Source organism: Leptospira ognonensis, from assembly GCF_004770745.1.
GTDB lineage: Bacteria > Spirochaetota > Leptospiria > Leptospirales > Leptospiraceae > Leptospira_A > Leptospira_A ognonensis.
The window spans coordinates 39365-65034 of the sequence record NZ_RQGD01000010.1 but is presented as its reverse complement, the minus strand read 5'-3'; the positions used below and the strand labels follow the sequence as shown (position 1 = coordinate 65034).

The following is a 25670-nucleotide window of genomic DNA, read 5'->3' as shown; positions in this document are numbered from 1 at the left end:
AATCCTGGTAAAGTGAAGACGAATCAACCTTTCTTAATTTTTTTTTCATACAATGTAATCCATTCCTTCGCTGACATTTTATTGCATAAAGAGCCTATCAACTCGTAAGGGATTTGGTCTGGCTTTTTGAATCTGATACAGCTCTTTCCCATGTCCAGTTTCGGTAAACCAAGCTTTTTATATTCTGTGACAAACCATTCCATGAGTTTTTCATCGGCGTAAATACCCATGTGATACAATGCGATGAAATTCTTTTGGGAGGCAATGTTCAGGAATGGTAAAGGAAGCTTAGGATCACAATGATAACCGGATGGATATAATTTATGGGGAACAACGTATCCTATCATGCCATAATTCATCATCTCACTAAAACCAGGTTTTAAATTTTTTAGTATGATTTTACGCAGTTTACTGATCGCAACTTTTCTATCATCAGGGAGAGAATCTACATAAGACTCTGGACTTTGGGCATCTGATTTCATAATCCAATGATTTGGCTTGTCCATATCTAAAGATCAATGATAATTTCTAAGGATTTGCTGGAAGTTTCTCCGTCATAAACCGTGAAGCTCAAAGAGAGTCAGGATAAAAAGCAGAACGGAGCGATGCATTTGCATCTGGGAATTTGTCTAAAGGGAAACCCTATACCATGAAAATTGAATATTTAAATGAATGTACGATCGAAAGTTCCGAGAGCGGAGATACGATTCTAGCGATTGCTCTTTCTTCAAGTAAGAATCATACCCATGAATGCGGGGGACATGCTCGTTGCTCGACCTGCCGCGTTCTTGTCCTCAGTGGGGAAGAAAATTTGGGTCCGCGAACAACGGAGGAAAAAACACTTGCGGAAGCAAAAGGATTTCCAAGCGAGATTCGTTTGGCCTGTCAGACAAAAGTCTATGGAGATATCAAAATTCGTCGTTTGGTGATCGATCGTGATGATATTGAGACGGCATATGGTGAGAGAGGAGTGGAACGAGGTAGCGAACGAAAGGTTGCCATTCTGTTTAGCGATATTCGAGGTTTTACTAACTTTTCAGAAAGAAACCTTGCCTATGATGTTGTCCATATCTTGAATCGGTATTTTAAAAAAGTGGGAGACACCGTTCTTAAGAATCACGGGTACATTGATAAGTTTATGGGCGATGGAATGATGTGTCTCTTCGGTTTGAATGAAACTGATCCGAAAAAAATCTGTCACGATGCAGTCACCACTGCCATTGCTATGCAGCGTGAATTGTCCACGTTAAACGAATATCTCAAACAACAATTTTTCGGAGAAGAATTTAAAATCGGTATTGGCATTCATTTCGGAGAGGTGATCCTTGGAGAGATAGGACACCCCGAAAAACATCAGGTCACGGCGATTGGAGATAACGTAAATCAGGCGAGTCGGATTGAAACGGCTACAAAAAAAGCCAAAGCCTATATTTTGATTTCAGAAGAAGTCAAAGAACATCTGAGCGGGCAGTTTCAATATGGACGGACGTTCCAGGCAAAGCTCAAAGGGAAATCTGGCCACTATCGTCTGCGAGAGGTTATGTGCAATTAAGCAATCTAAATTGAAAAAAGAGTTTCAAAAATCGAATTTGCTGTGATTTTAGGACATGTAGTACTTTTTGATCATAACGTAAGATATAAATTCTAACCAGAGGTTTGTAGAAGATGGAAATGTATCTGAGAGGTTTCGCTGTTTGGATTTGCATCGCACTCGTAGAGATGGTTCATGGGATTTTAAGGGCGAAGTTACTCACGCCTAGAGTCGGGGATTTACGCTCCCGCCAAATTGCGGTTTTTACAGGTTCGTTTTTGATTTTTATCATTTCGTATTTTACAATTCTTTGGATTGGACCGCAAAACGCAGGTGATGCGTTTTATATTGGCCTCCTTTGGTTTGTATGCATGATGGTATTTGAGCTTTCTGTAGGACGCTTTGCTTTTGGGTTCACTTGGAAATGGCTCTTCAATGATTTTAATCTATTTAAAGGAAGGCTATTGGCACTCGGCATGGCTTTTTTAGTCATTGCTCCTTACGTGGCTTGCCGCATCAGAAACCTCTGGTAGAACTGATTCGCATTTCGTATCGAGTGTTTCAGCCTCGTTGCACAATCGGGCTGAGAATCAAAATCTCTCTCTAGGCTTTGCGATCAAGGTCCGGCAACACAATCCGTCCAGCGGTTGTTGAATCCACTTTTTATCAAATTCGAATACATGGATCCACCACTTGTAGCAAAGCCGTATGCATTTACTGAGTTCCCTCCGTCTGTAGTTGCCGCTCTAAAAAAAGCTCCGCCATAAGGAGTACCAAAGTAAGTGGTATTGATGGACGGATTGCCTGAGGTCATAAGACTTGCGAGTTCGTTCACGGTCGGTAAACGCCAGTCCTTTCTTCCTCCATAGCCTGTTCCATTATTCAATTGGTAACAGGAAATGCCATGGCTGATCCAGCTCAATCCCCCGCCCACGAAGGTACAGCTAGGATCGGTCATTTCCTGAGCGCATTTTTTCCAGATCAAACCAGTATCATTGTCTGTTACCAAATAACCTCCCGAAACCGTTGTAGATGTATAATTTGTTTTTGAGGATGCCGCAATGATATCCCCATCACAGACGACAGAGACAGTCAAATAGTTGCCAGAAAGGGTACCTCCTTTGTTCACCCCTCCATCGTCCACATCCACCCGACAAGATTGCCCGGAAGTGGTAGGGATGGTCACGGTAAACGACACGCCATTGGCGAGCGGTTTACCGAAATGAAACGGTCCATTGCCAGATAAAGTGAGAGAGTCATCATTATAGGTATTTTGTAAGCTCAGCATTCCTTGCAGCCCGCTCACCCACCCACCTACCGAATATGCTCCTGTTCCATTGATGGTGTAGGTAGCAGAGCCAACGGTAGAATTCGCATAACCTGACTTCACTGCGATCGCGTGAATGGTTTGGCTTACTGTGACACTGATTGCCGAGGAATACATAGAGGTCGAACCGCTAACAGATGTTTTTGGAGTTGTTCCGTCAGTAGTATAATAAATTGTCGCTCCTGATGTTCCACTGGTAAGAGTCACATTTTGATTGCTATTATAGTTTCCTGGAAGTAGACTCATATACACTTGAGATACGACCAAATTCGTGACAGCTATACTTATGCTCTTTGTCTCAAAGCCAAACTGATTTGTTGCTGTGATGGCATACGAAGTGGCAGACTGAAGGGTGGTCGGTGGTCGGTGTTCCCGTGATCGTGCAGGATGTCGGATGAAGCGAAAGGCCCGAGGGCAAAGCAGGATTTGAGCTACAGGACGTCACAGTTCCTGTCACAGTAGGCGTGATAGTAGAAATTGAAAAATTTCTGAATAGCGGATATAATGCTTCGGAATAATTTATATTTGGTGCAGATCCAGTCGTGTTGTTTGGTTGATTCTCGGTCGGTTCATTTTGATTTTCATTTTGACTTTGACCTTGACCTTGACTTTCATTTTGATTGTCAGTGCAGCTAACACTTTTTAGCAAACATCCCATCAATTGGCTTTTATAAAATTCTGGACTATTAAAATCTCCAGAATTGGAAAAATTTAGAGGTTGGCAGGAGGAAACAAAAAATAGGAGAACGAAAAATACGAAGCTAGTATTTTTCAAATCACTCAAAAAACGATATATTCGAATTTTCTCCATTCAGGAGAAGCATAACCGATATGGAAAGTCTCGTCGTCCTAATCTATATTTAGGCACTCATTTTTGGAATTTAGCTTGTAACTTTTTAAGAAAATCGGAATTTGATTTACAATGGAATCGGTTCGATATTTATCCTTTGCTCTTATATTATCTGCCGTTTTAGCCTGCTCGAACACAGAAAAGGATGAACTGAATATCACAAATAGATTCGAATATGTTAGAGATTCCACACATAACCTGTCCTTGGCGAAAATCAAAACCGAGAAGGATTGGAAAAAAATATCTGCGGATGCGCTCTCTTTCAATTTCACAAAGGATGTGATTTGGCTACGGGCTCCCGTTTCTGATGCAGCATTTTCGTCGGGAAGAATCATCGCCTTGGAATGGAAAGCACTGGACAGCGGTATTTTGTATTATCCGCAAAACGGAAATTTCTACCAGTCCTTTCAAACGGGGGATACTTTCCCTAAATCCCTTTGGGCTTTGCCAGAAGCTTTGGACCCAAGTTTCCAGATACCTTCCGAAAAAGGGGAAGGTTTCCTTTACATCTGTCTGAAATCCAAATCGATGATGTCTTTTCCCATACGATCCATGGATAAAAAGACCTTCCTACACAAGATCATTTTAGAAACATCCATCACCTGGCTCATTCTCGGGTTTTGCGCGGTCATGTTTATTGTAAGCATGTTCTATCTAATGGCTTTCCGACTGTATGAATTTTTCTTTTACACGGTTTATGTTCTAACAACGACTTTATGGTATAATGGTCAGTTTGGAAATTCATTCCATAGTTTTTGGCCGGACGCGATCTGGTGGCAAAGCAGATCCATTTTGTTTTTCCTCGCAATTGGGATTGCGGCATCATTTCAATTTGTTAGAATGTTTTTGGAAACAAAAACAAGAACACCTTTCACGGATAAGATTCTAATGGTTCTTGGAATTGTGGGAATTGTTTCTTCCTTTTTTATTTTATTTACGGAATCAAATACGATCTTTTCTCGAATTATAAGTATCATCTACATGGTATCGATCCCGTTGATTCTCATCACTGGCATACGGATTTATCTAAAAGGGGAGAAACGAATTCAGTTTTTTTTACTTAGTTGGGGCACTTATATGTGCGCAGGTTATAGTTCCATTTTTTATTATCTCGGAATCATTCCTTATTCTTTACCAGTAATCTACGGATCCGTCTTTATATTTCCGTTAGACCTATTCTTTCTTTTATTCAACCTTCTTCAAAAATACCAAACCTTGGCAGGCGAAAGAAACGAAATTCTACAGCGACTTCTGACGGTAAACCGGCCGCAAGATTCCCGTTATACGAAATCAAAACTGGGTTTCGTGGACACCGGTGAATCTTTAACCCGATTGGAACAATGGATGCGCCAATCAAAACCTTATTTGGATGAAAAGCTCGATCTGGAAAAAACTTCCCTCGCCATTGGACTAAATCTTCAGCAAACTTCCGAGCTGATCAATTCAAAGATTGGAATCAGTTTTCGCGCTTATTTAAATTCGTATAGATTGCAAGACGCAAAGGAACTCTTACAAAACAATCCTCAGATGTCGATCCTTTCGATTGCTTTCGCAACAGGTTTCGGCTCCAAGTCTGCGTTTAATCATGAATTCAAAAAGACCATGGGAATGACTCCGATTGAATTTAGAAAAGGCAAACCCGATTCGCAAGTGACTCTTTAGGATGCAAGGAAGATTTGATGGTATAGGTCTTTATCGAATTCAGTCCGCCCCGGATCGAAGCGGAAATCCTTTCGCCCTAGCGAAAGATTGGAGCGTAGAGCCGGAACAGGCCCCCCATTCCCCTTGACAAGCCGCCCAAAACCAAAATTCTGGTCTGGAAGCTTAGCAAAGGTGCTTGTTTGATGAACAAAACCCAGATTGGGAACCTTCTTTTGGTGCTTTTTTTGGGACTGATGGCGGGAGCTGTGGCAGGAGTCGTTTTAGATCGACTTCTTGGCATGACTTACCTCTCCAAGTTCTTGTTTACCACACCTGCCTCTTTGGAGCTTTACATAGTTAAGGTCGAGATCCAGCTAACCCCTGCAAGTCTAATTGGGCTTGTAGCATCTGGTTATCTCGCACTAAAAAAGGGGTAACATATGTCCGTAATTTCCATGAAGAGCTTGCTTGAAGCAGGCGTACACTTCGGTCACCAAACACGTCGTTGGAATCCAAAAATGAGCCCGTATGTTTATACTGCTCGTAACGGTATCCACATCATCGACTTACAAAAAACAGTCCAAAAAACCAAAGAAGCTTATGATGCTCTAAAAAAGCTCACAGGCCAAGGTAAAAAAGTTCTATTTGTTGGAACCAAAAAACAAGCACGCGGCGCCATCGAAAGAGCAGCACAAGCATGTAGCATGTATTATGTTTCTAACCGTTGGTTAGGTGGTCTGCTTACAAACTGGAATACAGTTAAGAAGTCCATTGCTCGTTTGAAAAGACTTGAGCAAATGGAAGAGAACAACTCTTTCGAACAAGAAGCACGAACTAAAAAAGAAGCATTATCACTCAAACGTGAGTTAGAAAAACTCCGCCAAACACTCGGCGGGATTAAAGATATGGCAGGCGTTCCTGAAATTCTATTTGTGATCGATCCGAAAAAGGAAGAAATTGCAGTGAGCGAAGCCAAAAAACTTGGATTAAAAGTTTTTGCCGTGATCGACACAAACTGTGATCCAGAGCCGATTGACTATCCGATTCCTGGTAACGATGATGCGATCCGCGCTATTTCTCTTTTCCTTGATACTATGGCAAATGCCGTTTTAGAAGGAACAGGTGGTGAAGTGATTCAAACCAATTTCAGTGAAGATATGGACGCAGAACAACTTGCACTTGAATACCAAGGTGAGTACGATGAGTCCGGTAAATTCATTATGGACGATGAACTCCCTCCAGTTGCCAAAGACATCCCAGTAGATCCAGAAGCGGCTAAAGATGTGATCGTTGTTCCAGCGGAAGAAAAAGTTGTGGTAGTGGAAACAGAAAAGAAAGCAGAAGGTGCTGAGTAATGGCTGTTAGTTCTGAACTAATCAAAGATCTCCGCGAACGAACAGGCGCGGGCATGATGGATTGCAAAAAAGCTCTCGAAGAAAATGGTGGCGATATTGAAAAATCGGTAACCTACCTTCGTGAAAAAGGTCTAGCAAAAGCGGCAAAACGCGCAGGTCGTGAGACGGGTGAAGGCAAAGTGATTTCTTACATCCACGGAAATGGCAAAACAGGAGTCATCCTTGAGCTAAACTGCGAAACCGATTTCGTTGCCAATAATGCTGATTTCGAAGCGATCGGAAAAGAGATTGCTCTCCAAATCACAGCGATGAGCCCTCTTTACGTCAGTGAAGAGAGCATCCCTCAGGCAGAAATTGACAATGAGATGAGCATTCAAAAAGCACTTCTCGAGAAGGAAGGCAAAAAGCCTGACCAAATCGAGAAGATCCTTCCTGGAAAAATGAAAAAATACTTCGAAGAGATTTGTTTGCTCCACCAAAAATCAATCCGAGACAATACAAAAACCATCGATGACATCCTGAAAGAAGGAATTGCGAAATTTGGCGAAAACATTACCATTCGCCGTTTTGCGAGGTACCAAGTAGGTGGGCAGTAATCCGAAATACAAACGGATTCTGATCAAACTCTCTGGCGAAGCACTTGCCGGAGAGGGAGAGCTTGGTATTGATACCAACAAAACGTTTTCCCTCGCAGGGCAAATCAAAGAAGTCTATGACATGGGCCTTCAAATTGCCCTCGTCGTAGGTGGTGGCAATATGATCCGTGGCGAAACGCTGGCGAAATCGGGCATGGACCGTGCGACCGCAGATTATATGGGAATGCTTGGGACCATTATGAACGCTCTCGCCTTGCAAGACGCATGCGAAAAGCAAGGAATGTATACCCGCGTATTATCAGCCATAGAGATGAAATCAGTTGCAGAGCCATACATTCGTAGGCGAGCTGTTAGGCATTTAGAAAAAAATCGAGTCATCATTTTTGCAGGCGGAACGGGCAATCCATACTTTACTACAGATACCACTGCTTCCCTTCGTGCGGTGGAAGTTGGTTGCGAAGTGATCTTAAAGGCAACCAAAGTGGATGGTGTCTATACAGCGGATCCGAAAAAAGACCCTGCCGCCAAACGTTATAAACAAGTATCGTTTATGGAGTCCATCAAACGTCGGTTAAAGGTTATGGATTCGACTGCACTCAGTCTTTGTATGGACAATAACATGCCCATCATTGTATTTGATATATTCAAATCTGGAAATTTAAAAGGCCTGATCGCGGGCGAAAATATCGGAACACTTATTTCAAATTCTGAGGATGTGATCGAAGATGGTAGATGAAATTATAAAAGCAATGCAAAGCAAAATGGATAAAACCGTGGAGGCTTTGAAAAAAGATTTTTCAATCATTCGTACTGGTAAAGCCAATCCTATGATGGTAGAAGATGTACGAGTGGATTATTATGGTACTTTGACGCCGCTCAATCAAATGGGAAAGATTGCGATTCCAGAACCGAGAATGATCCTCATCACACCTTTTGAGAAAGGCATGCTGAAAGACATAGAAAAGGCAATTTTTGGTGCAGGACTTGGTTTAACGCCAAATAATGATGGATCAAACATTCGCATCAATATCCCTGAACTAACAGGCGAAAGACGAAAAGAGCTTGCCAAAGTAGTGAAACAAAAAGGGGAAGAGAAAAAAGTTGCGATTCGTAATATACGTCGCGATGCCAATGATGATCTCAAAAAACACCAAGCAGAAATGTCTCAGGACGATCTGAAGGCCCAACAAGATAAGATTCAAAAAATCACAGATTCTTATATTAGTAAAATCACAGACTTAGAAAAAGAAAAAGAAAAAGAGATCACAACTCTCTAATCTTTTTATACCGATGAAGTTTAAAACGATCCCATCTCACATTGCAGTCATTATGGACGGCAATGGCCGGTGGGCAGAAGCCAAAGGTAAAAAGAGAACTGAGGGTCATAGGGCAGGGGCAGATGCTATTGATCGCCTGTTAGATGTTGCCCTCGAATACAAAATCAAAAATATTTCTCTATATGCTTTTTCCACCGAAAACTGGAAACGTCCCATCACCGAGATCAATGCCATATTTAATCTTCTCATCGAATTTATAGACACCCGTCTCGACAAGATTCATGCCAAAGGAATCCGCATCCATCATTCAGGGAACAGATCAAAACTATCAAAGACGGTGCTTCAAAAGATAGACTCTGCGATGGATGTGACAAAAAAAAACAAAAAGATTACTGCCAATTTTTGTTTGAACTATGGGGGTCAAGAGGAGATTCTCAGTGCCTTTACTCGTTTGCAAAATGCACGAAAAACCAATCAATCGCCTTTAGACAAAACGATCTCTCCTAAGGAATTTGAAAAATATTTGTATACACACCCCCTTCCTCCCGTAGACTTATTGATACGAACCGCAGGAGAACAAAGGGTATCTAATTTTCTTTTGTGGCAGATTGCCTATGCTGAGTTTTTTTTCACGAACACTCTCTGGCCAGATTTTGGGCGCGAGGCATTGGAAGAAGCTTTGGTATTTTTTGATTCTAGAAAACGTAAATTTGGTGGACTGACATGAGTGAAACAATATCCAGACTTCTTTCGGCAGTAGTGCTTGTTATCGTATATGTGTTTATGATCTTTCACTCAGGATTTTATTATCTTGAATTTTATACCTTCGGTATGCTAGTCATCTTTTTCGGATTACGCGAGTTATATGCATTTTGTAGACGAGAAGACTCGAAACCTTTTTTTATGACTGGTTTTATTTTTTCTGCTCTCATTTTTACCGTATACTATCTCCAGTTTTTAGGCATCCAATTTAATGTTTCACCGCCACAGTGGGCCTATGAAATTTCTAAACAACTTCGCGAGGGATTTCATCCAGTGGCGTTTCTTATTTTTGTTATGTCAGTGACGCTCTGGGTGCTTCAGATCTTTAGAAGACCGCTCGACGGGGCTCTTTTCTCCGTGGCCGCAACCATTCTTGGAGCCGTTTACCTTGCCATACCTCTGGGTCATTTTTTACTTCTTCTTGCTTTTCCTTTTGGTGCTTATTATATCTTCCTCGTTTCTACGATCACTTTCATTAGCGATGCTGGCGCCTACTTTGGCGGGCGTTGGTTTGGAAAACATTCTGCAGGACTTAAAATCTCTCCTAAAAAAACATGGGAAGGTTATATTGTTGGTAACATTACAGCCGTTCTTGCAGTTCTCTTGTTGAACGTTTTATGGGAAAAATTTTCTGGCATCAAAGTTCCTGTGACCATGCTCGAATCTATTTTACTGGGATTTTTCTTTTCCATTCTTTCCGTAATGGGAGATCTTGCCGAATCTGCGATGAAGCGCGATGCTAAGATCAAAGATTCTTCGGCTTTGATTCCGGGTCACGGTGGACTTTTAGATTTAGCGGATGCACTGCTTTTTACAGTGCCTGCCATGTACTATTATTTTCAATTCAAAGGAATGCTGGGTTTTCCAGTTTAAGATCAGTCTAAGTTATAATGAATGGGGTCTGTGTTCTTGGCATTTCTGGTTCCGTAGGACAATCGACCCTAAAAGTCCTTCGCCAATTTCAGGAAGATTTTAGACTCGTTTCCTTCAGTGTTCACTCCAATCTCGAGCTCGCCAAATCCCTCATCGTTGAGTTTAGGCCCGCGCTTGTTTGTATTACTGCAGAACAGTTTCGAGGATCCCTTGGAGATCAATTTGACTCCACGCGCATCGTTTATGGAGAACAGGGGTTAGATGAAATTATAACCTTGGGCCAAGTGGATACTGTTGTCACTGCCATCGTAGGAGCAATAGGTGCCAAACCTACGATAACTGCGATCAAAGCGCGCAAAAAAATCGCCATTGCCAATAAGGAAACGCTTGTTACCTTCGGCCCGTTGATCAACAAACTCGTTTCCGAATATGCAGTCACTATGGTTCCGGTAGATTCCGAACACAATGCTCTTTACCAATTATTGGAAAAAGAAGAGAGAACCAATGTCAGGGCCATTACCTTAACGGCATCGGGAGGGAGCTTTCGCGATCTTCCCCTTGAAGAACTCCCTCATGTCTCCATCAAACAAGCTTTAAATCATCCTACTTGGTCCATGGGACCTAAGATCACTGTCGACTCGGCGGGTCTTGTGAACAAAGGCCTAGAAGTGATCGAAGCACATTTTTTGTTTGGATTTTCTTATGATGAGATAGAGGTAGTGATTCACCCTGAATCATTGACGCATGGCATTATAGAGACGTTAGATGGGGCTTGTTTGCAATATACAAGCCATCCAGATATGATCTTTCCTGTAGCGCATGCACTGTATTATCCGAAAAAAACTCCCAAATTGCTAGCGGAAAGAAAGCCATTTACCTGGAAGAATCTGCATTTTAGAAATCCTGACCCACTTCGTTATCCAGCACTCGCGCTCGCATTTCAAGCTGGAAAAACAGGCGGATGCGCACCTGCTATATTCAATGCAGCTAATGAAATCGCCGTGGCGTTATTTTTAGAGGAAAGAATTCCCTTTATTCAAATTCCGAAAATCATCGAAGAAAGTTTAAATCGAATAGAAATTACCTCACCTACAGATTGGGAAGGTTTTTTAGAAAAGGACAGAGAGGCAAGGGCCTTCGTAAAACAGAAGTTTGCTAAGGAAGTGGTCGTATGATTATATTAATTTTAGGCGCCGTATTTATGTTGGCTGTTTCCATCTTCATTCATGAACTTGGGCATCTTCTTTGCGGAAAGCTTGTTGGTGTCGAAGCTCGAATATTTTCTCTTGGATATGGAAAGGGTATTTGGAAAAAACGAATTGGAAAAACAATCTACCAAATCACGGCCATACCAATCGGGGGTTATGTACTTTTTAAAGGCGACGACTATGGCAAAAAGCTTCGTGGTAGACCGGGCGAACTTCTTGGAACTCCTCCATTAAAACGTATGATCCCCGTTCTCGGTGGACCATTTGCAAATTTAGTACTGGGTTTTGTGCTCCTCTTTTTTTTGGATCTATCCGGAGATAGCCCAGCATCCAATAAAATTTTTATCGATGCTGCAAACCAAGTTAATTCCCCCGCTTACCAAGCAGGTCTTAGATCTGGTGATCGTATCATTTCTGTTAATGGAAAGCGAACCGAAAATTTTGAAGAGATCTTTACTAACATTAGCCTAACAACTGGCGATCCTGTTCAAATCGGTTTCGAAAGAGATGGCAAAGAGAAGTCTCTGGAAATCATCCCAAATGTGTATTCTGCTGGAGGTAGACCAACCATCGGAGTGGAACCATTTGGAGAGAGAAGAGTCATTGCGACTTTTACATACGCCGAACAGTTAGGTCACGGCATCGCTCAAGTTCTAGACAAGGATGATAAATCGACTCAGTTCTTTCAGGAAAAAATTGAAGAAAGAAAAAAAGAAATTCCTGAGGAAGTTTTAAAAATCCGAGAGAAACAAGAAAGGGAACAAGCCCTCCGCAAGCGCGCGCTCAGTTACTTACGAGACGGGGATATGATTCTGAAAGTTGGAGGAGTTGATGTTCATACAATACCTGAACTCCAAGCAGAACTCGGGAAACACCAGAATGAAACGATTCCCGTGCTTGTGGATCGCAAATCTTATCCTTTGTTCACGCCCTGGGCTACAGAATTAACAACCGTTAATATACCTGTTCTTGGAGCTCATGTTTTTGAATTTTACAATCTAAAACATCCAAAATTTAGCGAATTGAATGTACCCTATTTTCGTTTGGATAGTTATGATCCCGAGATTGAGAACCGCCTAAGCAATCTGAAAATTGAGGAGACATCTTTCCAAAAGAAAGAAGATTTCATTACTTATCTCGGAAGAGTAAGCGGAGAAAACAAGACGATCTGGATCGGGAATATGAAGTATTCAGCTGATTTGAAATTGAAACCCATAGGTTTACTAGGATTTCGTCCATCAATGAAATTTACGGCCGACAAACAAGAACGAGAAACGAGTATCGGCGGTGCTTTTGCATCAGCATCCAAAAAAGTTTATGATAACGTTACCACAACTCTTACTGGAATTAAACTGTTGTTTTCTGGTCTTATGAGTCCCAAAGAAAACTTATCAGGACCCGTTGGTATCGTTCAAATTGCTGGACTCAGCTTAGAATATGGTTGGGCAACTTACGTCGATTTCGTGGCGAAAATCTCTCTCGCACTTATGGTAATGAATCTACTTCCCATCCCCATGGCAGATGGTGGACATATTGTCCTCTATACCTATGAGGCGGTTACGGGAAGGCCACTTCCGAGAAAGGCTATCGAAGTTATTTTTCGATTAGGTTTTTTCTTTTTGATTGGTCTTGGACTTTATGTATCCTTCAATGATGTGATGCGAATCTTTTAATTTGATTTAGGTTTTATTATGAAAGCAAGTTCCTATTTAATTCCCACTACAAAGGATGACCCACAAGATGCGGTTGTCGCCTCCCACAAATTAATGTTACGTGCAGGTCTTGTTAGAAAATCTGCAGCAGGTCTTTATAGTTATCTACCGCTTGGGCTTCGAATTTTAAAGAAAATTGAATCGATTGTTCGGGAAGAAATGGATGATGCCGGTGCTTTGGAATTTCAGCTTCCTATACTCACTCCCGCCGAGATATGGAAAGAATCAGGTAGATGGGATAAGATGGGCAAGGAGATGTTTCGGTTAAGGGACAGGCATGATGTGGAAAACTGTTTGGGTCCGACTCATGAAGAATCCTTTTGCACTCTAGTGAAACCAATGGTTCGATCTTATAAAGACCTTCCGATCAATGTCTACCAAATCCATACAAAGTTTCGTGATGAAATCCGACCTCGTTTTGGTGTAATCCGTTCTAGAGAATTTACAATGAAGGATGCATATTCCTTTCATCTTGATGAGGAATCTCTAGATAAGACTTATCAAAAGATGCGCCTAACGTATCGAAGGATTTTTGCAAGATTAGGCCTTTCGACGATTCCTGTGCAAGCAGATTCGGGAAATATGGGAGGTTCTGCCTCCGAAGAATTCATGGTCGTTTCCCCTATCGGAGAGGAGACATTAACAATTTGTGGTAGTTGCGGCTATTCTGGAAATATAGAAAAGACTCCCGTAATTGCAGCCAGCATCCTGCCAGCTCTTGCTGGCGACATAGAAGAAATTATTGAGACACCTGGTAAAAAAACGATCCAAGAAGTGGCGAGCTTTCTCTCGGTTCCCGAGTCGACTACGCTTAAGGCAGTTGCCATGTCTTATGATGGAAAGTATGTTCTTATCTTCCTAACGGGGGATCGCGAGCTGAACGAAAACAAATTAAAAAATTTCCTAGGTGCGAATGAACTTCGCCCCATGGGACAAACGGAACTTACGAAATTTGAACTTACGGCTGGCTTTATCGGCCCAGGATTCAAAGAAAATAACGAGCTCCTTGTTCTTGTTGATGCTTTAGTCAATTGGGACGCAGGTTACGTCGCCGGTGCAAACGAGTTCGACAAACACAAAAAAGGTGTGAAGCTTTCTAAATACTTCCTCGCGGCAAAAGTACAGTCTATCGACTTAGCGCAGGCGCGAGAAGGAGATTTATGCCCTAATTGTAGTTCTCCCCTCCAGGCAGAGAAGGGTATTGAAGTCGGTCATATATTCAAACTAGGCCAAAAATATTCGAAAGCTTTTGATGTTTCCGTGTTAAATGATAAAGGTAAGGCAACACTGACAACGATGGGATGTTATGGGATCGGTGTGAATCGTTGCATGGCTACTGTGATTGAGCAGTGCAATGACGAGAAGGGTATTTTCTGGCCAATCTCCATTGCTCCGTTTGAAATTTGTCTCGTGAGTATTGCCAAGTCTGTAGAAGACAATGCCCGCATAGCAGAAGTTTACGAAGGATTAAAAGAAGCTAAGTATGACATTCTATGGGATGACAGGGACCTGGGACCTGGATTTAAATTTAAAGATTCCGAACTCATCGGTTTTCCCATTCGGCTAACAATGGGAAAGGGATTTTTAGAGAAAAAGGAAATCACGATTCTAAATCGAAAAACTATGGAAGAGAAGACCATCGTATATAACGCGCTATCTGATTTGACTCAGGAAATTGATAAAATACGTACAGAATTAAAACAATCGATTTCAGAGTCGCTTGTTGCTTTAAATTAAACTAGATGTTCTATTTGGCTTAGTTTTTCAAGAAAGGCCTGATTAGGAACTTGGCCTTCTTTGTCGTGGGAGAGTTCTGGGATGATTCGTTCCACGAAATACATATCGATATCTCCTTTATTTTTGGCGGCGACTTTCCCTCGATGCTGGCATTGGAAAAATTCCTTAACATATTGGTATGTCGCTTCGGATATGTTTATCTCTCCCGGTGTACCTGAAGACTCCATTCTACTAGCCGTATTTACAGTATCACCCCAGATATCATAAGCAAACTTTCGTTTACCGACAACACCAGCTATGATCGGACCTGTATGGATGCCAATTCTTAGCTCCCAGTAGGGTTGCTCCATATTCCGTTTGATTTCTTTCAACTGATCCATGAAATTACGTATTTCCATTGCCGCGAGAACTACTTCGACGGGATTTGTTCTATTGGGTTTCGGGAGTCCTCCCGCGCACATATATGAATCACCAATGGTTTTAATTTTCTCAACCTTAAATCTATCCATCACTTCATCAAAATAATAAAAGCATTTATCTAAATCGGAGACCAGATTTTCCGCGGACATCTTTTCTGCAACTTGTGTAAAACCTTTGAAATCAGTGAACATGACTGTTACCCGCTCATAAGCTCTGGGCTCTGCTTCACCCTTTACTTTCAACTCTTCTGCAATATCAACGGGAAGGATGTTTAACAATAATTCATCAGCTTTCTTTTTTTCGGTTGCAAGCTCCTTTGTTCTCTCTTGCACACGAACCTCTAGGGAGTTTCTTTCGATTTGCAACTCTTCATAAGCCCTGGCATTCTCTAAGGAAATTCCAGCTAATGCACAAAAGGCGGATAACATGGATTCATCCGTTTCTGAAAATGCAGTATTATCTTTTTTGTTGAGAACTTGGATTGTTCCGATAATTTTTCCATGCTGATTTCGAATTCCCATACAGAGAATAGATTTAGTTCGATATCCGGTTTTGATATCAAAGTCCTTGTTGAACCTTTTGTCCTCGTAGGCATCTGGAATGTTAGCCGTGATTCCAGTCCTGGCCACATCGCCAGCAATTCCCTCACCGAATGGTAATCTTATCTCAGAGGCTCCTTGAGCCACCCTTGTCCAAAGCTGCTGTTTTTCATGGTCCACAAGAAATAGAGAAGAGCGATCTGCATTCATCACAATCGTAACTTTTTGCATGATGAGCTGCAAAAGCGAGTCGAGGTCTATTTCCGCCATGATGGATCTAGACACATCCATAAGCATAGAGAGTCTTGAGAGTTGCTCATTGACTTGGGCGTAATAGGCTGATTTAATATAATACCTACCGTCCTCTTTTAAAAGAACGCCAGGAAGGAGATCTCCTTCTCTGCGACCGTACTGCCATATGATGTTTTCATGTTTCAAATCCATGGACTTCGGGTATATTATCGGCAAAATTACTACATATTTATAAATTTCTTCGGCAAGAAGCAGTTTCCGAATTAAAAGCCCTAGATTTAATAGGAAATATGGGAAAAAACGCACCTGGATACTTTGGCGAATTTGGCGGACGGTATGCTCCAGAAATTCTAACAGAAGCACTGGAAGAATTGGAAGCCACGTATAACAAATTAAAGAATAATAAAAAATTCAAAAAAGAACTCTCATATTATTTGAAAAATTATGTTGGAAGGCCGTCACCTCTCACATATGCTGAGCGGCTCACCAAAGAATGGGGGGGTGCAAGAGTTTGGCTAAAAAGAGAAGATTTGAACCATACTGGAGCGCATAAGATCAATAATGCGATCGGGCAAGCGCTTGTCGCAAGACATATGGGTAAAAAAAGAATCATTGCTGAGACGGGAGCAGGTCAGCATGGTTTGGCGACTGCCACTGTAGGAGCCATGTTTGGTTTCGAAACGATTATTTATATGGGAGCTGTCGATGTTAAGCGCCAGAACCTAAACGCCAAAAAAATTGAAATGTTAGGTGCAAAAATTTTACCTGTCACTTCGGGTGAGGCAACTCTTAAAGAAGCCACAAGCGAAGCGATGCGTGATTGGGCTCTAAATGTTTCCACTACTCATTATATTGTAGGTTCTGCCATAGGACCACATCCCTTCCCAACCATTGTTCGTGATTTTCAAGCGATCATTGGTCGCGAATCAAAAAAACAATTCAGGAAAGAAGCTAAGAAATTACCGGATGCGGTCATTGCCTGCGTGGGTGGGGGATCCAATGCGATCGGAATGTTCCACGACTTTATTGATGAAAAAAAAGTCCTACTTTATGGTGCTGAAGCAGGTGGTCTCGGTTCAAAGCCTGGTGAGCATTCCGCTACCATTACCTATGGTAAAACCGGATTTTTACATGGAACGAAAACCCTTATCATTCAAGATGATTTTGGACAAATAGTGCCAGCTCATTCTGTTTCCGCTGGTTTAGATTATCCGGGCGTTGGTCCGGAACATGCATTTCTTGCAAAATCAAAACGAGTAGATTACCGAATGGTTACCGATGAACAGGCGATAGCTTCCTTTTTGGAAATCAGTCGGATTGAAGGAATTATACCTGCTCTTGAAACAGCGCATGCATTTTACGTAGCTAAAGATGTTGCTAAACAACTTGGAAAGAAGAAAGATATCATCATTTGTCTTTCTGGACGTGGCGATAAGGATGTTGTCGAAGTCTTGAGGCTGCTCGGCGGAGAAAAACATGAGTAAAATCAAAGATTATTTTCAAACAAGAACATCTAAAACCGTTTTTGTCCCCTTCTTTACGCTAGGCGATCCAACCTATGAAGCCTCAGTAGCTTATGGAAAGGCGATTTTGGACAACGGAGCTGATATTCTTGAACTCGGTATCCCATTTTCCGATCCAGTTGCTGATGGGCCGGTGATCCAAAGAGCTGTTGCACGTGCCTTAAAAAACCCTTTTTCATTCGATCAAATTTTTGAAACAACGAAAGCAATCCATCTCCACCGCCCCGAAAAGCCTTTAGTGTATTTAACTTATTTCAATCCTATTTATCATTGTGGCATTCAGACATTTCTTGATAGAGCAAAAGATTCTGGCATTGTCGGACTAGTGATTCCTGATCTACCTTTTGATACGGAAGAGAGTGAAACATTATTTAAAGAACTTTCGAAGCGAGATATGGATTTAATTCATTTGATCACTCCCGCTACTACGAAAAAAAGAATTGGTGCCTTGAGAAAAACATCTTCGGGCTTTATCTATTATGTGACTTCCTTTGGAGTAACAGGAGAAAGACGAGAATTCTCGGTCGATTTGGAAGAACGTATTAAATCTTTAAAAGCGGCATTGCAACTACCGATTTGTGCTGGCTTTGGTATCTCCACTCCCGATCAGGCTGCGCAAATAGCACATTATGCAGACGGCATAATTATTGGTTCAGCCATTCAGAGAATCATAGAAGAGAATGGAACAAATATCGCTGCCTGTCAAAAAGCCCTAGAAACTTACTCGTCATCCATTCGAAATAGTTTCCCTTAATGGAGCTCTCTATGTTTCGTTTGAGATCAAATCGAAAGTGAATATGACTCAGGTTTCTCGCTTTCTTTTAATTTGTCTGATTTTGTTCATGAATGCGTGTTATCGTTATCATGTAGTTCGGGAGATTAAGGAGGAACCAAAAACTCTCCTGAACGGAGATAGGATCGCCCTTGTCGGTTTTTATCCATTTAAATACCAAACAATTTATGCAGGTAGCCATTCGATCACGCTCGTAACAGATCTTGATACTAAAAATCCTACTAGTATTTACATTGCCAATGCGAAGCGCTTAGAAGACTTCCCAGTCAAAGGAATTGATCCTAAAGTGTCATCCGATCAGCTAAAACAGCTAGTCGAAACTTACAAGTCTTATGTGGGATTCTACGGCCTCAGTGAATTGAGAAAGCTCATCCAGTGGCTGGGTGAGCCCGGTTCCGAAAGTTATGCTCTTAAAAAACGAGATGTAGACTATTATATTCTAGCAGTCCATGGGCCAGAAAATGATGAAAAAAATTACGGCAATTCCTTTCGCTTCCTGCTTTCCCTGCCATTCTCTGTTCTCACCTTTGGAACCATTCCCGTTTGGGAGACAAGGGACGTAGAAAGTCAGTTTTTTATCTATGACTCACGTATGAACCTCCTTGCGAAAAAAGAGTATGCCCATAAATATACTGTTTTCAGCGCGTGGTGGGGGCGAAAAGAAGAGGGCCGATTTGATAAAGAAATTCCAGATGCCTTCCGTCGCAGTCTGTTTCGAAAAGACATCGATGACTTTGTGGAATTTTTCCCAAGCACCCTGCCTCCAATAAAAAAATAACGTTTGAGTCTCTTTAAAATTATCCAGAGTGTGGTTACACTATGGCCAACAAAGAGTCTAAATCCCTCTCGATCTTAGATTATATTACCCTTCTTTTCGCGATTTGCGGAACCGCGGCGATCACCACCTCTGTTTTCGCGACAGGTTGGGAATACGAGTTTATCTTCCTTATAGCCGGAATGTTCGTTTTGCTCGCGAGTTCCTACTTCGTTTATAAGATCATAGAAAAGACAGCTAGCGACAAACAGAAGGTAGGTGCCTTGTGGCTTTCGTATGTGATCGCCATGTTCATGTATACCTTGGTAAATACCTTCCAACCGCTAAAGGATCTCGAAGAAAATTCGATCGCGACTCGCTTCCAGTTTCTAAGAGGCACTACGACAAAATCAGAAAAAGAAGGCGAAACAGGTCGGATCGAATACATCTCCTACCAACCTCCAGCAAAGGCGAGAAAGGATATCAATATCATAGGTATCACGACAGAGTCCTTGGAGAAATTGCAAGGAACTTGGCCCCTTCCTTGGAAGTATTACGCTAATATCATCAATACATTTAAAAATTCTAATAACATTCTCATGTTCGATATTTTCTTTGTAGACTATAAGCCTGGTCAGTCGGAAGAGATGGCTGAAGCCTTGAAAGGAAACAGAAATGTTCTCTTTGACTACCCTATGGAAACGAGTGCCGAGTCAAAGGAAGCCGTTCTCAATTTAGAGAAGCGCATTGAAATCCTTCGAAAGTTTAAAATCAAAAATGTCATCGATGAGGGCGACGTGGGTATTTCTTGGGTCAAATTCCCACAACCGCCGATTGAACAAATCGGTGAATTGTCATCAGGTCTCGGTTTTGCGAATGTTAAAAAAGATGAATCTGGTCTAAATCGAAAAATGCCCCTTGTTGTTAAGGTATTAAATTCTGGTAGAGATCGGGAGACTGAATATTTTCCATCCATCGACTTACTCATCGTGTGCCAATATTATGGTATTGATATCCAGAGAGATGTGGAAGTTAATATGGGTAAGTATGTTAAACTTTCAAACATTCCAAAAAAGATCGTTCGTGAGTTCAATCGTAAGACTTTAAAAATGGAAGAACATGATGTTATGGCTTCTCCAAATGAGAAAAGAGAAATCATCATCCCGATCGACTTAGAAGGTCAGATGGAAGTCAATTTTGTGGGCGGCAGGTATTCTTTTAAACAAAATGAAATCTTCGAAGTCACAAATGATTGGAATCCTGAACTACTAGAATCTAATCAAATCAATAACCAAATCTTTCTCGTGGCTATGTATTATGCGACAGGTAGAGGAGCTTCCAAAGACTCCCACTTATCTCCGTTTGGTGATATGTCTGGAATCGAACACCACGCGCACGCCATAAACACCATTTTAAACCAAGATTTCATGTCGAGCCTTCCGAACTGGTCCATTTTTGCTATTTACCTTGTCTTGGCTTTAATGATTGGTTTTTTACAACCAAGGGTAAAAACGCATTGGGGCTTTGTGATCATGGTCACGCAGCTCATCGCCTATGGTATAGCGACTCTTTACATTTTTCAGCAGTTCAACCTAATTACCGTTTTACCTTCGGTTACCATCGAACAGATTGTCGTCTTCATTGCAATCATCGGTTTTAGGATTTTAACAGAAGAAGAAAACGTTAAATACATTCGGCAGACATTCTCAAAATTCGTTTCTGCTGACGTAGTAGATGAGCTTTTAAAACACCCCGACAACTTAGCGCTAGGTGGTTCCAAGAAAGAAATCACGATCTTCTTCTCGGACATCCGTGGATTTACGACGATATCAGAAGCATTAGGTCCAGAAGAGCTCGTGAAGCTGTTAAATGAATACCTCTCCGCAATGACCGACCTTGTCATCGAGTATAAGGGCACTATCGATAAATATATGGGAGATGCCATCATGGCGTTTTGGGGCGCTCCTGTTCCCTTGGAGGACCATGCCTATTATGCTTGTGTAGCTGCACTTGCTCAGCTTGATTACTTGAAGATCCTCCAACAACGATGGGTAGAGAGAAACGTTCCTGTCATTGATATTGGGATTGGTTTGAACTCGGGACCAGCCGTTGTTGGAAACATGGGCTCCTCCCACCGAATGGAATATACTTGTATGGGGGACACAATCAACCTAGGTTCGCGTTTGGAAGGCTCCAATAAGATGTATGGTACCAATGTCATCATCTCTGAGCACACTTACGAGAAAGTAAAGGACAGAGTCATCGCAAGAGAGCTCGATTTAGTCCGAGTAAAAGGAAAAACCTTGCCTGTCAGGATTTACGAATTGATGGGAATCAAGAACCCAGAAGATATGGAAAAAATGAAGAGACCTTTGCAAAGGTTGAATTCATGATAAAAGCATGTCTTTATACCCCTTTCTAGATAGGATCCAAACTCCCGCAGATTTACGTAAATTTGAAACATCACAACTTCCAGAGGTCTGTAAGGACCTTCGGGAGTTCATCATTGACACTCTTGCCGGTGTTGGCGGTCATTTTGCCAGTAACCTTGGGGTCATTGAGCTTACAGTAGCCCTTCATTACATTTTAAACACACCTGTAGACCGTCTGATTTGGGATGTGGGCCACCAGACCTATCCACATAAAATCCTTACAGGCAGAAAAGACCAATTGACGAGTGTCAGAAAATGGGGAGGGCTCTCGGGATTTCCGAAACGAGAAGAATCGCCTTATGATTTATATAACACTGGGCATGCGGGAACATCGATTTCGCAAGCACTCGGAGAAGCATGTGCCCGAGATCTTGTAAACAATGATTATAAAGTCGTAGCAGTGATTGGTGATGCCTCCATTGCGACAGGAATGGCATTGGAAGCCATGAATCATGGAGGTCATGTAAAACCTGACATGCTTGTTATCCTTAACGACAATTATATGTCGATTTCCAAAAACGTTGGATCAATATCAAATTACTTAAACAATATTATCTCTTCTCAAATATATAATAAGTGGAAAACGCTTTTTTACAATTTTTTGAAATGGATTCCTCTTGTAGGCCCTGCTCTTCAAAGCGTTGCTCAAAACATGGAATCGTCTATGAAACATTTTATGCTGAGGCCTGGTGGACTTTTTGAAGACCTCGGATTTACCTATTTTGGTCCCATTGACGGTCATGATGTCATTCGCGTAGTACAGATGTTACGCAATGTGAGTAAGATCAAAGGACCGGTGCTCCTTCATGTTTTGACGCAAAAAGGAAAGGGATATAAACCAGCAGAAGCTGATCCCATTAAATACCATGGCGTCACTCCGTTTAACAAACAAGATGGAAAGATGGCAACGGCAGATTCTAATAAAATAGGCCTATCAAAAATTGTTGGCAAAACTCTAATTGATATGACCGAAAAAAATCCGACGATCGCTGTGATTACGCCAGCTATGATCGAAGGAAGTGGGCTAAGAGATTACCAGGAAAAATTTCCAAAAAATACATTTGATGTGGGCATCGCAGAACAACACTCAGTTGCTTTCGCTGGAGCCATGACCAATGGCGGAACCATTCCTTTTATGTGCATTTACTCTACTTTTTTAACACGAGGTATGGACCAGCTTGTGGAGGATGTTTCCCTTATGAATTTGCCCGTAAGATTTGTTATCGATCGGGCAGGCATTGTGGGCCCAGATGGGGAGACGCACCAAGGTCTATCGGATTTAGGATATTTGGCTGGCTTACCAAACATGGATATCATAGTTCCAAGTTCTGCCCAAGACATTATAGACTCACTCCATTTCATGGAAAATTATACAGACGCACCGATTGCCATTCGTTTTCCTAAAGAGAATGGCGACCTCAGAGAATTGAAATTCGAAACCCCAAATCCGATCACAAAAGGTAGCACCCGTGTTCTTTCCAAAGGAGAAGATCTACTCCTTCTTTCCATTGGATTTATGTTTCCGATCGCAAAGGAAGTGTCCTCCCTTCTAGAAAAGGACGGAGTTAAGGTGACCTTAGTCGATCTTTTTTGGCTTCGTCCCTTCGATAAAGCCACTATTGAGTCTTTGTTAGCTGGTGTTAAAAAATTTGCCATCTTGGACGAAAGCTATATCCATGCAGGCGGTTCCGGGTATCTCCTAAATGAAATTAACCCGATTTACTTATCAAAGCTGATCAAAACCTTCGCTCTCCCCCCAGAACCCATCCACCATGGAGAGAGAAACCAGATACTAGAGCATTACCACTTAGATGCGAATTCGATCGCCAAAACGATAAAACAAAATTTTTAAAAATAAGTTTAACTGAGATTTTTCAGACATCCGAAAATGAAAGAAAAACAACGAGGATCTCTTTGTCTTCAAACTCATTTATTTCCGGATTAGATTTAGCAAAACAATTTTTTAAGACAGGCGATATGGATCGTGCTGAGTTTCACATTCGTGCTCTACTCGAAAGAGAGGAAAACGAAGAAGGTTATTTTTATTTAGGCCTGATTCAAAACTCTGCCGGAAAGTGGGATGAGGCTCTGACTTCATACTACAAAGCTGTCTCGATCAATCATGATTATGGAAATCCCTGCAATGAAATCGGAGTCGTACTACTTAGAATGGGAAAGGATAAAGAAGCTGTCTATTGGCTAAAAAAATCTGTACGTTGTGAGATCAATGACGCCCCCCACATTTCCTATTTCAATTTGGCCACACTTTATAAATTGTGGAATCGTCCTGAAAGATCCTTACAATACCTTCACAAGGCTATGGAAATCAAAAAAGATTTTCCCGAAGCCTGGAAAATGTGGGAAGACATCCAAGCCGATTCCAATTCCTCAACGAACTCGAATTGATTCTAATTTAGTAACTTGCGGGGAGGGGAACTTCGATCTCTCCTTCGTAAGTGGGAAGTTCCATTTTCACATCACCAAGTAACAAATAGGTAATCCCATTTTCCTCTTCTAAGTATTTTGCAAGTTGGCTTGCCGCATTCCAGTCGAAACGATACTTAATCAAAGGCTTTTCTGAATCGATTCCGATGATGCAATCGTCCTTTGTTTGGTAGAGTTCAAACTCAGGAAACTTGAGGTATTTATCATCATCTGCATAGAAGACCAAACCTTCTTCGTCCATGCCGATGTTGATGATGTGGCAGGGAAATCCAATGGCTTTAAGATATCCGTTTTCACTCAGTTCTCCAAAAACATTTTCAATAAAAATTCCATCCTCGCTCACTTTTAGGCTGCTGCGGAAGTATTTTAGAATTTCGGGTTGGGTGATTTGGTTTCCCCGGAAGGTCCAACGATCTTGTTTATCGACGATGATTTCGGAATCAAATCTTCTTGCTGCCATATTCACTACTTATATCGGAAAGCATAACCCTTCCAGACTCGCATGGTATTCTGATCACTGTAGCTCGAAGTTGTATGTCCCCGGCTATCCGCTGTTTCCAATGAAAAACCATCCACCTTCTGATGGTTTCTTTCTGTAAGCCAAACTCCATCCATTTTCTTCTCCCACATTTCCTTTTTTAGGAGATTTTCCACGTTCTGCCATGGCTCTTCCGATTGGTTCCGAACCTTGATTTCGCCTAAGATTTGGAAGGGTTTGGTTGGCCTTTCCCTAAGAATCTCGACCTCTTCCCATGACTTTTTCCTGAAATTTGAATGATAAACGGTATATTCTGGTTCCGGAATGAATTCCACGGAAGAACAACTAAAGAGAAACAGAATCAGGGCAAATTGAGTGCATTTCAGAATCATTTATATTCCTTAGACAAAAATATGCTATACATTGATCCAAAAGGCTTAGGATGATCTCCAAGAGATATTAGGCACTTTCCATTCATGGAAGAAACAGACATAGGAAAAAGAAAACGGGAAAATGTTCTAAAGATTGGATACTCCACTTTAGACGAAATCGAGGATAAGGTGAAAGCCTTTCGCGTCATGAATCAAAATGCCGTGAAAAAAAGGTACTTAATCACTCGTGATCCGATAATGGATGGGACTGGCAAGGCGCTCATCCCCAAAGCACAAGAGATTGATGTATCCGCTGCAAAACTGCTCCGTAGACATTATAAAGGCTCCGACATGTTTAAGGTTTTCCAGCCTGATGAAGGGATCGTCATCATCTCCGATATGTCAACGATGGAAGGAGTTTCCTTTTCCATGGATATCGTCACCCAGATCATGAACCTAGGTGGTGGGGCATACGAAGGATTCATAGACCGGGTCGATAGCTTTGAAGAGTTTATCGTACTACTCAAGAAAAACCTCTTTCCCCGAATGATCATCGTCGGTTATCTTCCAAAAGAAAAAATCCAAACTGAAATTATAAACTTCGTAAAAGTAAAGCGATTAGATAATTATCTAAGAGCCATTGAGCTCACTCATTCAGTTTTTAAACCGCAGGCTTATTTTCCAAAAATCAAACAAGTGAATATTTCCCAGGAAGATCCAAAGTCTTGGGGAAGGTTCGTTGTAGAAATCGTACGTGAATACATACGACCCTACTTCGTAGAACAAGTATAAGA

At 41.6% G+C, this 25670-nt stretch carries 26 protein-coding genes; 20 read left to right on the top strand and 6 right to left on the bottom strand.

Translation table 11 applies throughout. The annotated features are described in order from the left end of the window. Positions 1-23: 23 nt before the first annotated feature. Complete coding sequence (locus EHQ58_RS02790; RefSeq protein WP_135622119.1) at positions 24-482, bottom strand: DUF1801 domain-containing protein; 459 nt, start codon at positions 480-482, stop codon at positions 24-26. A 167-nt stretch (positions 483-649) separates the two neighbouring features. Between EHQ58_RS02790 and EHQ58_RS02785 the strand changes: the two genes are divergently transcribed. Both EHQ58_RS02785 and EHQ58_RS02780 read left to right on the top strand, forming a co-directional pair. Further along, complete coding sequence (locus tag EHQ58_RS02785) at positions 650-1552, top strand: adenylate/guanylate cyclase domain-containing protein (RefSeq protein WP_135621823.1); 903 nt, start codon at positions 650-652, stop codon at positions 1550-1552. A gap of 113 nt (positions 1553-1665) precedes the next feature. Continuing rightward, positions 1666-2064 carry a hypothetical protein gene (locus EHQ58_RS02780; RefSeq protein WP_167883514.1) on the top strand — a complete coding sequence of 133 codons (399 nt, stop codon included), beginning with the start codon at positions 1666-1668 and terminating at the stop codon, positions 2062-2064. A gap of 83 nt (positions 2065-2147) precedes the next feature. On the opposite strand, the gene EHQ58_RS02775 is transcribed toward EHQ58_RS02780, so the two are convergent. Both EHQ58_RS02775 and EHQ58_RS02770 read right to left on the bottom strand, forming a co-directional pair. Beyond that, positions 2148-3104 carry an Lcl domain-containing protein gene (locus tag EHQ58_RS02775; RefSeq protein ID WP_135621821.1) on the bottom strand — a complete coding sequence of 319 codons (957 nt, stop codon included), beginning with the start codon at positions 3102-3104 and terminating at the stop codon, positions 2148-2150. Between the two features lie 52 nt (positions 3105-3156). Continuing rightward, positions 3157-3642, bottom strand: coding sequence for an Ig domain-containing protein (locus EHQ58_RS02770; protein WP_167883513.1), 486 nt, complete (start codon positions 3640-3642; stop codon positions 3157-3159). A gap of 138 nt (positions 3643-3780) precedes the next feature. Between EHQ58_RS02770 and EHQ58_RS02765 the strand changes: the two genes are divergently transcribed. From EHQ58_RS02765 to EHQ58_RS02715, 11 genes are all read left to right on the top strand, one after another. After that, complete coding sequence (locus EHQ58_RS02765) at positions 3781-5370, top strand: 7TM diverse intracellular signaling domain-containing protein (protein WP_135621819.1); 1590 nt, start codon at positions 3781-3783, stop codon at positions 5368-5370. A 182-nt stretch (positions 5371-5552) separates the two neighbouring features. Then, positions 5553-5786: a hypothetical protein gene (locus EHQ58_RS02760; protein ID WP_135621818.1), complete on the top strand. Its 234-nt coding sequence runs from the start codon at positions 5553-5555 to the stop codon at positions 5784-5786. Positions 5787-5789: 3 nt separating this feature from the next. Continuing rightward, positions 5790-6704 carry a 30S ribosomal protein S2 gene (gene rpsB, locus EHQ58_RS02755; RefSeq protein WP_135621817.1) on the top strand — a complete coding sequence of 305 codons (915 nt, stop codon included), beginning with the start codon at positions 5790-5792 and terminating at the stop codon, positions 6702-6704. Next, positions 6704-7300: a translation elongation factor Ts gene (gene tsf, locus EHQ58_RS02750; RefSeq protein WP_135621816.1), complete on the top strand. Its 597-nt coding sequence runs from the start codon at positions 6704-6706 to the stop codon at positions 7298-7300. Before rpsB ends, tsf begins: the two co-directional genes overlap by 1 nt. Then, a complete protein-coding gene (gene pyrH, locus EHQ58_RS02745; protein ID WP_135621815.1) occupies positions 7290-8036 on the top strand; it encodes a UMP kinase in 747 nt (248 codons plus the stop codon). The genes tsf and pyrH overlap by 11 nt, the downstream gene beginning before the upstream one ends. Further along, complete coding sequence (gene frr / locus EHQ58_RS02740; RefSeq protein WP_135621814.1) at positions 8026-8577, top strand: ribosome recycling factor; 552 nt, start codon at positions 8026-8028, stop codon at positions 8575-8577. Before pyrH ends, frr begins: the two co-directional genes overlap by 11 nt. A 13-nt stretch (positions 8578-8590) precedes the next feature. Continuing rightward, complete coding sequence (locus tag EHQ58_RS02735) at positions 8591-9304, top strand: isoprenyl transferase (RefSeq protein ID WP_135621813.1); 714 nt, start codon at positions 8591-8593, stop codon at positions 9302-9304. Then, a complete protein-coding gene (locus EHQ58_RS02730; protein WP_135621812.1) occupies positions 9301-10212 on the top strand; it encodes a phosphatidate cytidylyltransferase in 912 nt (303 codons plus the stop codon). Before EHQ58_RS02735 ends, EHQ58_RS02730 begins: the two co-directional genes overlap by 4 nt. A gap of 17 nt (positions 10213-10229) precedes the next feature. Continuing rightward, positions 10230-11387, top strand: coding sequence for a 1-deoxy-D-xylulose-5-phosphate reductoisomerase (gene dxr / locus EHQ58_RS02725; RefSeq protein ID WP_135621811.1), 1158 nt, complete (start codon positions 10230-10232; stop codon positions 11385-11387). Then, positions 11384-13093 carry a site-2 protease family protein gene (locus tag EHQ58_RS02720; protein WP_167883512.1) on the top strand — a complete coding sequence of 570 codons (1710 nt, stop codon included), beginning with the start codon at positions 11384-11386 and terminating at the stop codon, positions 13091-13093. Before dxr ends, EHQ58_RS02720 begins: the two co-directional genes overlap by 4 nt. Before the next feature lie 18 nt (positions 13094-13111). After that, a complete protein-coding gene (locus EHQ58_RS02715; RefSeq protein WP_135621810.1) occupies positions 13112-14869 on the top strand; it encodes a proline--tRNA ligase in 1758 nt (585 codons plus the stop codon). On the opposite strand, the gene EHQ58_RS18875 is transcribed toward EHQ58_RS02715, so the two are convergent. Then, entirely contained in the window at positions 14866-16272 is a 1407-nt protein-coding gene (locus EHQ58_RS18875) for an adenylate/guanylate cyclase domain-containing protein (protein ID WP_135621809.1), read from the bottom strand. The genes EHQ58_RS02715 and EHQ58_RS18875 overlap by 4 nt on opposite strands. A 98-nt stretch (positions 16273-16370) precedes the next feature. Between EHQ58_RS18875 and trpB the strand changes: the two genes are divergently transcribed. The 6 genes from trpB (at position 16371) to EHQ58_RS02680 (ending at position 23988) form a co-directional block, all read left to right on the top strand. After that, positions 16371-17564: a tryptophan synthase subunit beta gene (gene trpB / locus EHQ58_RS02705; protein WP_135621808.1), complete on the top strand. Its 1194-nt coding sequence runs from the start codon at positions 16371-16373 to the stop codon at positions 17562-17564. After that, positions 17557-18357 carry a tryptophan synthase subunit alpha gene (trpA, locus tag EHQ58_RS02700; protein WP_135621807.1) on the top strand — a complete coding sequence of 267 codons (801 nt, stop codon included), beginning with the start codon at positions 17557-17559 and terminating at the stop codon, positions 18355-18357. The genes trpB and trpA overlap by 8 nt, the downstream gene beginning before the upstream one ends. A 43-nt stretch (positions 18358-18400) precedes the next feature. Beyond that, the gene (locus EHQ58_RS02695) at positions 18401-19174 is read left to right on the top strand and encodes an Lp29 family lipoprotein (protein WP_135621806.1); all 774 of its coding nucleotides are present in this window, start codon (positions 18401-18403) and stop codon (positions 19172-19174) included. 41 nt (positions 19175-19215) lie between these two features. Then, entirely contained in the window at positions 19216-21543 is a 2328-nt protein-coding gene (locus EHQ58_RS02690; RefSeq protein WP_135621805.1) for an adenylate/guanylate cyclase domain-containing protein, read from the top strand. Positions 21544-21550: 7 nt separating this feature from the next. Next, on the top strand, positions 21551-23434 hold the full coding sequence (gene dxs, locus EHQ58_RS02685; RefSeq protein WP_135621804.1) for a 1-deoxy-D-xylulose-5-phosphate synthase: 1884 nt from the start codon (positions 21551-21553) through the stop codon (positions 23432-23434). Between the two features lie 62 nt (positions 23435-23496). Further along, the gene (locus EHQ58_RS02680) at positions 23497-23988 is read left to right on the top strand and encodes a tetratricopeptide repeat protein (RefSeq protein ID WP_135621803.1); all 492 of its coding nucleotides are present in this window, start codon (positions 23497-23499) and stop codon (positions 23986-23988) included. A 7-nt stretch (positions 23989-23995) separates the two neighbouring features. Here the strand turns inward: EHQ58_RS02680 and EHQ58_RS02675 are convergent, their stop codons facing one another. Then, positions 23996-24487 (bottom strand): hypothetical protein, encoded by a 492-nt coding sequence (locus tag EHQ58_RS02675; RefSeq protein ID WP_135621802.1) that lies wholly within the window; start codon positions 24485-24487, stop codon positions 23996-23998. A gap of 5 nt (positions 24488-24492) precedes the next feature. Beyond that, positions 24493-24897, bottom strand: coding sequence for a hypothetical protein (locus EHQ58_RS02670; protein ID WP_135621801.1), 405 nt, complete (start codon positions 24895-24897; stop codon positions 24493-24495). Positions 24898-24981: 84 nt separating this feature from the next. Here EHQ58_RS02670 and EHQ58_RS02665 point away from each other — a divergent pair, with 84 nt between their 5' ends. Continuing rightward, positions 24982-25668, top strand: coding sequence for a hypothetical protein (locus EHQ58_RS02665; protein ID WP_135621800.1), 687 nt, complete (start codon positions 24982-24984; stop codon positions 25666-25668). Positions 25669-25670 lie beyond the last annotated feature (2 nt).

Coding starts and splice junctions, on each gene's coding strand:
- EHQ58_RS02790 (WP_135622119.1), bottom strand. CDS start 482: ATGAAATCAGATGCCCAAAGTCCAGAGTCTTATGTAGATTCTCTCCCT.
- EHQ58_RS02785 (WP_135621823.1), top strand. CDS start 650: ATGAAAATTGAATATTTAAATGAATGTACGATCGAAAGTTCCGAGAGC.
- EHQ58_RS02720 (WP_167883512.1), top strand. CDS start 11,384: ATGATTATATTAATTTTAGGCGCCGTATTTATGTTGGCTGTTTCCATC.
- rpsB (WP_135621817.1), top strand. CDS start 5,790: ATGTCCGTAATTTCCATGAAGAGCTTGCTTGAAGCAGGCGTACACTTC.
- EHQ58_RS02775 (WP_135621821.1), bottom strand. CDS start 3,104: ATGAGTCTACTTCCAGGAAACTATAATAGCAATCAAAATGTGACTCTT.
- EHQ58_RS02780 (WP_167883514.1), top strand. CDS start 1,666: ATGGAAATGTATCTGAGAGGTTTCGCTGTTTGGATTTGCATCGCACTC.
- EHQ58_RS02765 (WP_135621819.1), top strand. CDS start 3,781: ATGGAATCGGTTCGATATTTATCCTTTGCTCTTATATTATCTGCCGTT.
- EHQ58_RS02675 (WP_135621802.1), bottom strand. CDS start 24,487: ATGGCAGCAAGAAGATTTGATTCCGAAATCATCGTCGATAAACAAGAT.
- EHQ58_RS02670 (WP_135621801.1), bottom strand. CDS start 24,897: ATGATTCTGAAATGCACTCAATTTGCCCTGATTCTGTTTCTCTTTAGT.
- frr (WP_135621814.1), top strand. CDS start 8,026: ATGGTAGATGAAATTATAAAAGCAATGCAAAGCAAAATGGATAAAACC.
- EHQ58_RS02665 (WP_135621800.1), top strand. CDS start 24,982: ATGGAAGAAACAGACATAGGAAAAAGAAAACGGGAAAATGTTCTAAAG.
- trpB (WP_135621808.1), top strand. CDS start 16,371: ATGGGAAAAAACGCACCTGGATACTTTGGCGAATTTGGCGGACGGTAT.
- dxs (WP_135621804.1), top strand. CDS start 21,551: ATGTCTTTATACCCCTTTCTAGATAGGATCCAAACTCCCGCAGATTTA.
- EHQ58_RS02735 (WP_135621813.1), top strand. CDS start 8,591: ATGAAGTTTAAAACGATCCCATCTCACATTGCAGTCATTATGGACGGC.
- EHQ58_RS02715 (WP_135621810.1), top strand. CDS start 13,112: ATGAAAGCAAGTTCCTATTTAATTCCCACTACAAAGGATGACCCACAA.
- EHQ58_RS02695 (WP_135621806.1), top strand. CDS start 18,401: ATGACTCAGGTTTCTCGCTTTCTTTTAATTTGTCTGATTTTGTTCATG.
- EHQ58_RS02690 (WP_135621805.1), top strand. CDS start 19,216: ATGGCCAACAAAGAGTCTAAATCCCTCTCGATCTTAGATTATATTACC.
- trpA (WP_135621807.1), top strand. CDS start 17,557: ATGAGTAAAATCAAAGATTATTTTCAAACAAGAACATCTAAAACCGTT.
- EHQ58_RS18875 (WP_135621809.1), bottom strand. CDS start 16,272: ATGGATTTGAAACATGAAAACATCATATGGCAGTACGGTCGCAGAGAA.
- EHQ58_RS02730 (WP_135621812.1), top strand. CDS start 9,301: ATGAGTGAAACAATATCCAGACTTCTTTCGGCAGTAGTGCTTGTTATC.
- tsf (WP_135621816.1), top strand. CDS start 6,704: ATGGCTGTTAGTTCTGAACTAATCAAAGATCTCCGCGAACGAACAGGC.
- dxr (WP_135621811.1), top strand. CDS start 10,230: ATGAATGGGGTCTGTGTTCTTGGCATTTCTGGTTCCGTAGGACAATCG.
- EHQ58_RS02760 (WP_135621818.1), top strand. CDS start 5,553: ATGAACAAAACCCAGATTGGGAACCTTCTTTTGGTGCTTTTTTTGGGA.